Origin of the sequence: Kitasatospora sp. NPDC057512 (assembly GCF_042802135.1) — a bacterium.
Taxonomy (GTDB): domain Bacteria; phylum Actinomycetota; class Actinomycetes; order Streptomycetales; family Streptomycetaceae; genus Kitasatospora.
Genome location: NZ_JBHVET010000601.1, coordinates 1 through 5,535, shown reverse-complemented (window position 1 = coordinate 5,535; position 5,535 = coordinate 1). Strand labels below are relative to the sequence as shown.

Sequence of the window (5,535 nt, the reverse complement as noted above, 5' to 3'; positions counted from 1 at the left end):
GGACACGCCCCTGTCATCGGCTCAGGAAGGCCGCTCCCCGAGCGTCTCCTCGACCGCCCGCCGCGGGGTGGCCGCCCCGGGCGGGCCGTAGCCGACCCGCAGGACCAGCTGGACGTGGCCCGGCCCGGCGGCCGGGTCGCGCAGCGCCCAGCGGGTGTCCGGCCACTCGATCGCCTGGTGCCAGACGGTGAGCCGGACGCCGTGCAGCGTGGCCAGCAGCCAGACCCGCTCCAGCGCCTGCCCGGTGCGCAGCCAGTCCGGCGGGCCGTCGCCACGGGTGGTGAGGGTGCACAGCTGGGGCAGCGCCTCGAAGCGCTGCGAGGGCGGCTGCTCGGGGGCCTCCGGCGGGCGGCCGCCGAACTCGCGCATCGGCACCCGGGCGTCGTGGTCCTGCGGGCCGAGCGCCGACCGCGGGATGCCGTCCTCGGCGGTGCCGTCGTCGGGCCGCAGCCAGGCGCGGGACTCGGCGGCCCTGGCCGGGTCGGCGGCGTTGCGGCGCTCGGCGTCGGCGGTGAGCTCCTGCACCCGCCGTACGCCCTCTTCCTCCAGCGCGGCCAGGGTCACGCCCTCCTCCCGGGCGGCATCCATCAGCTCGCCGATCACCGCCTCGGGTACGTCGCGCTGGGTGAAGGGCTCGCGGCTGGAGTGCCGGGCGGCGATGGCCGGGTAGAGGTCGCGCCCGAACGGCGCCTCCGCGACGGCCGGGCGGGAGAGGTCGAGCACGGCGAGCAGCTCGGGCTCGGCGACGTCCGGCAGCAGCCGGACCAGCGGTTCCCGGTCCAGCCGCCCGGCCGCCACCCGCAGGTTGAACACCGCCGCACCGACCGCGATGTGCACGGCGGCGCCGGCCGGGTCGGCCAGCGGTACGGAGCGCCCGGTGTCGGCGTACACGGCGAGCCCGCGCCCGTCCGGGGTCGGCGCGAAGCGCCAGGGCTGGCTGTTGTGCAGCGACGGCGCCGCGCCGCCGGCGGCGGCGAGCAGGCGCAGGTCGGCCGCGCTGAGCATCTGGGTGAGAGCCGGGTCGAGCGTCATGGCGATCCACTCCTTCAGCCTCGGGGCTTCGGCATCAACCGCGGGGTCGGGGCGGGGCCCGGAGGTCCCGCTGCTTCCGAGCGTGCGCGCCCGGCCGCGCGGACGACAGGGCCCTTGGGCCCGTCCTCGCGACGACAGGGCCGTGGGGCCTGGGCCCGCGCGCCCCTCCCCGGACGGCTGCCCGAGGAGGGGCCGGCAAAGGCCCGTCCGGTGGATCGGGACGGGGGCGGATCCACCGGACGGGCGTCCGTCACCCGTGCGGGACGACCGCGACGGGAGCCTCGGCGTGGTGCAGGACGGCGTGCGCGACCCGGCCGAGCCGGGGGCCGAACTCGATCGGGCGGCGGCCCCGGCCGACCACCACCAGCGCGGCGTCCGCGGAGGCCTCGACCAGGGCGCGGGCGGCGCCGAGCTGCACGTCCTCGACCACCTCGACGTCCGGGTACCGCTCGCGCGGGCCGGCCAGGGCGAGCGAGAGCAGCTCGGCCTCCAGCGCCTCCAGCTGGGCGAGCTCGGCAGCCGGGACGGCGCCGCCCGCGTAGCCGAACACCGGCGGCAGGTCCCAGCCGTGCACCGCCCTGACCCGGGTGCCGCGCAGGGCCGCCGCGCGGAACGCGAAGTCGAGCACCTCCGGCTCCGGGGTGTGGGCGTCGACGCCGACCACCACCTCGCCCTTGCCGCTCTCGCCTGCCGTTCCGGCCTCGCGCACCACGACCAGCGGCACGGAGCTGCGCCCGGCCACCGAGATGCTGACCGAGCCCAGCAGCAGCCCGGCGAAGCCGCCGCGGCCGCGCGAGCCGAGCACCAGCAGCTCCGCCTCCGCGGCGGCGGCCAGCAGACCGTCCACCGGCGCGTCCAGGACGGCGTCGGTCTCCACGGTCAGGTCCGGGTGCAGGCCGCGGACGTCCTCGGCGGCCTCGGCCAGGGTGCGGCGGACGGCCTCGGGCAGGTCGTCCGACTCGGCGAAGGAGGACACCCCGTCCGTCAGCCACGGCCAGGCGTGCACCAGGCGCAGCGTGGCGCCCCGTCGCACCGCCTCGGCGGCGGCCCAGTGAACGGCCGCGGTGCTCTGCGGCGAGCCGTCGACCCCGGCCAACACGGTTGACGTCATGTCTCTTCCTCCACACTGTCGACACGCTGTCGACGCTCGGCGGTTCGGTGCGGGCCGCGGTGCGCTCTGACGCCCCGTCCGCTCCTCCCCCACCCTGGCAGCTGCGCACGGCCCGGCGGCAGAGGCCGCTGGACCCTCGGCGACGGGCCGAAAGGCCCGCCCGACGGAGCCTACGGCCGACCCCGCCGTCCCCACCACCGACACCGGGGCACTACCTTGAACACGGCAATCCCGCTGGTCGGACGGCACCCGGGTCGGGCCGGGCGGCGGGAGCCGTCCGGACGGTGGGCGGGGCGCGTCCGGACGGTGGACGGGCCGGTCAGGGCAGGACGACGAGGAGGACAGCGGTGGGCGGAGCGGACGGCGGCGCGGCGGGTGGCGGCGCGCGGATGCCACGGCTGCGCCTGGACGAGCTGCTGGAGGAGCTCCAGTGGCGGATCGACGCGGCGCGCGGCACGCAGAACCGGGTGCACAGCCTGTTGGAGGCGGTGCTGGCGGTCGGGCGCGAGCTGGACCTGGCGCAGGCGCTGCACCGGATCGTGGAGGCCGCCGCCGACCTGGTGGACGCCCGGTACGGGGCGCTCGGGGTGATCGGGCCGGACGGGCACACGCTGTCGCAGTTCCTGACGGTGGGCCTGAGCGAGGAGGAGATCGCCGAGATCGGCCCGCCGCCGTCGGGCCGGGGCATCCTCGGCGAGCTGATCCGCGAGCCGCGGCCGCTGCGCTGCCCGGTGCTGTCCGACCACCCGGCCTCGGCCGGCTTCCCGCCGAACCACCCGCCGATGCACACCTTCCTGGGGGTGCCGGTGCGGGTGCACGGCGAGGTGTTCGGCAACCTCTACCTGACCGACAAGCGCGGCGGGCTGGACTTCGACGAGGACGACGAGGCGGTGATCTCCACCCTGGCGGTCGCGGCCGGGGTGGCGATCGACAACGCCCGGCTGTACGAGGAGGCGCAGCTGCGCCAGCGCTGGCTGCGGGCGAGCACCGAGATCACCCGCAGTCTGCTGTCGGGGGCGCCGCGGCTGGAGGTGGTCGAGCTGATCGCCCGCCGGGCCCGGGAGATCTCCGGCGCCGAGCTGGCGGACGTCTCGGTGGCGCTGGCCGACCCGGAGGAGCGGGCCGAGGAGCTGACGGTGGAGGTGGCGCTCGGCGCCGATCCCTCCGCGCGGCTGGGGGTGACGGTGCCGGTGGACGGCACGCTGTCCGGCGCCGCGTACGCCTCCGGCTCGCCGGCCACCAGTGACGAGCTGGCCTGCGACGCCCGCTTCCCGGCCGGCCCGGCGGGCCGCTTCGACGGGCTGGGCGCGGCGGTGGCGGTGCCGCTGGGCACCGGTGCCGGGTACGGGCGGGGCGTGCTGCTGCTGGCCCGGGCGCAGGGGCAGCCGGCCTTCGGGCCGGAGGAGACGGGCCCGCTGCTGGGCTTCGCCGACCAGGCCGCGCTGGCCCTGGAGCTGGCCGAACGGCGGCGCGACGCCGAGCAGTTGAACCTGCTGGAGGACCGTGACCGGATCGCCCGGGACCTGCACGACCTGGCGATCCAACGGCTGTTCGCGACCGGGATGACGCTGCAGAGCGCGGGCCGGCTGATCGAGAGCCAGGCCGCGGCGGACCGGGTGGCCCGTGCGGTGGCCGACCTGGACGAGACCATCAAGATCATCCGCTCGACCATCTTCGGCCTGCGCGCCCACAGCGAGCCGGACCGCGGCCTGCGCGCCCGGGCCACCCGGGTGGTCACCGAGGCCCAGGGGCCGCTCGGCTTCGCGCCCCGGCTGAGCATGGAGGGCCTGCTGGACACCGACGTGCCGCAGGAGCTGGCCGGGCACGTGGTCGCGGTCCTCGCCGAGGCGCTGAGCAACGCCGCCCGGCACGCCGGGGCGTCCCGGGTCGAGGTGACGCTGCGCGCGCTGGCCGGGCGGGTGGCGCTGACCGTGACGGACGACGGCGTCGGCGTGCCCGAGGGCGGGCGGCGCAGCGGGCTGCGCAACCTGGCCGAGCGCGCCGACCGGGTCGGCGGCTCGTTCACCGTCGACCCGGCCGAGGGCGGCGGCACCCGGCTGGTGTGGGAGGCCCCGGTCGGGTCCTGAGACCTCCTCCCCGCGCGGCTTCCCGCGGCGGCCGCGGGGCGGTCAGCCCCGCAGGGCGCCCAGGAAGGCGAGCAGGTGGGCGTTGAACTCCGCCGGCCGCTCCATGTTCGGGTAGTGCCCGGTGCCCTCGACGGTCACCGCGCGGCCGTCGACGACGGTGCGGACGACCCGTTCGGCCAGGTTGACGTGGTCCGCGGAGTCGATGCCGCCGTTGATCGCCAGCAGCGGGACGGTGATCCCGGTCAGCCGCTTCCAGGTGTCGGTGACCGGCACCAGGTACTGCGGGTCGTCGGGGGTGTGCTTGGAAATGGTGTTCCGGGTCATCTCCTTGAGCCGGCGCACCACCTCCGGGTCGACCTCGTCCAGGCGGCGGTGCGGCCCGGAGGCGAGCCGGGTGAACGATTCGATCCAGCCCTCGCCGTCGCCCTCGGCGAGCGCGGCGGCCTGGTCGGCGGCGAGTTCGCCGAGCCACGGGTCGGTGAACTCGGACTCGCTGGTGCCGTTGCCGCTGATCACCAACGCGCCGACCAGCTCCGGGTGTTCGAGCGCCAGGTCGAGGGCGATCGTCCCGCCCATGGACAGCCCGATCACCGTCAGCGGGCCGAGGCCGAGGTGGCGCAGCAGGTCCGCCAGGTCGTCGGCGGGCCGGAACGGCCGGCTCGCGTTGTCGGAGGCGCCGTGGCCGCGGGTGTCCAACGCGATCACCCGGTACGTGGGCAGCAGGGCGGGGAGCTGGTCCGCCCAGCTCCGGTGGTCCAGCAGGCCGCCGTGCAGCAGCACCAGCGGCTCGCCCGTACCGGCGTCGAGGTAGGCGAGGCGGCCGTGGCCGCTGTCGAAGAAGCACAGGTCATCGGTGGAACCGGTAGCGGTGGATTCAGTCATGACGGCAATTTTAGGTCGTGTGACCTATATTTGTCTCCCATGAGCACCGAACCCGTTTCCGGCGGCCTCCCCGTGCACCCCACCTTCCCCTCCGACCGCCTCCGTCACAACCCCGACGGCCCCGTCCTGCTGGTCGGCGGCTACGGCACCGTCGGCACCGAACTCGCCCGACTCGCCTCCCCCGCCTGGCCACTGCTGCTCACCGGCCGCTCCGAGCGGCGCGGCGGTGCCCTCGCCGCCGAACTGGACGGCGCCACCGCCCGCCGCTGGGACCTCGCCGACCCCGAGCCGTTCACCGCCGCCGTACGGGCGGTGGTCGGGGTGGTCAACGACCCGGACGACCGGGTGCTGCGGGCCGCCGTCCGCGCGGGCGTCCCGTACGTGGACGTCACCCGCTGGACCGCCCGGCTCCAGCGGGCCGCC

Annotated in this window: 4 protein-coding genes and 1 pseudogene; 2 read left to right on the top strand and 3 right to left on the bottom strand. The window is 76.6% G+C overall.

The annotated features are described in order from the left end of the window. Positions 1–21: 21 nt before the first annotated feature. Both ACFU6K_RS30045 and ACFU6K_RS30040 read right to left on the bottom strand, forming a co-directional pair. Positions 22–1,032, bottom strand: coding sequence for an Acg family FMN-binding oxidoreductase (locus ACFU6K_RS30045; RefSeq protein WP_380668288.1), 1,011 nt, complete (start codon positions 1,030–1,032; stop codon positions 22–24). A gap of 250 nt (positions 1,033–1,282) precedes the next feature. Further along, entirely contained in the window at positions 1,283–2,143 is an 861-nt protein-coding gene (locus tag ACFU6K_RS30040) for a universal stress protein (protein ID WP_380668286.1), read from the bottom strand. A gap of 389 nt (positions 2,144–2,532) precedes the next feature. Between ACFU6K_RS30040 and ACFU6K_RS30035 the strand changes: the two genes are divergently transcribed. Further along, a complete protein-coding gene (locus ACFU6K_RS30035; protein ID WP_380668290.1) occupies positions 2,533–4,230 on the top strand; it encodes a GAF domain-containing protein in 1,698 nt (565 codons plus the stop codon). A gap of 42 nt (positions 4,231–4,272) precedes the next feature. Here the strand turns inward: ACFU6K_RS30035 and ACFU6K_RS30030 are convergent, their stop codons facing one another. Beyond that, positions 4,273–5,112, bottom strand: coding sequence for an alpha/beta fold hydrolase (locus ACFU6K_RS30030; RefSeq protein ID WP_380668284.1), 840 nt, complete (start codon positions 5,110–5,112; stop codon positions 4,273–4,275). A gap of 39 nt (positions 5,113–5,151) precedes the next feature. On the opposite strand from ACFU6K_RS30030, the pseudogene ACFU6K_RS30025 reads away from it, so the two are divergent. Continuing rightward, a pseudogene (locus tag ACFU6K_RS30025) lies at positions 5,152–5,535 on the top strand (hypothetical protein); the annotation flags it as partial.

Bases quoted from the DNA above. Each gene is read 5' to 3' on its own strand.
- ACFU6K_RS30030 (WP_380668284.1), bottom strand. From the start codon at position 5,112: ATGACTGAATCCACCGCTACCGGTTCCACCGATGACCTGTGCTTCTTC.
- ACFU6K_RS30045 (WP_380668288.1), bottom strand. From the start codon at position 1,032: ATGACGCTCGACCCGGCTCTCACCCAGATGCTCAGCGCGGCCGACCTG.
- ACFU6K_RS30040 (WP_380668286.1), bottom strand. From the start codon at position 2,143: ATGACGTCAACCGTGTTGGCCGGGGTCGACGGCTCGCCGCAGAGCACC.
- ACFU6K_RS30035 (WP_380668290.1), top strand. From the start codon at position 2,533: ATGCCACGGCTGCGCCTGGACGAGCTGCTGGAGGAGCTCCAGTGGCGG.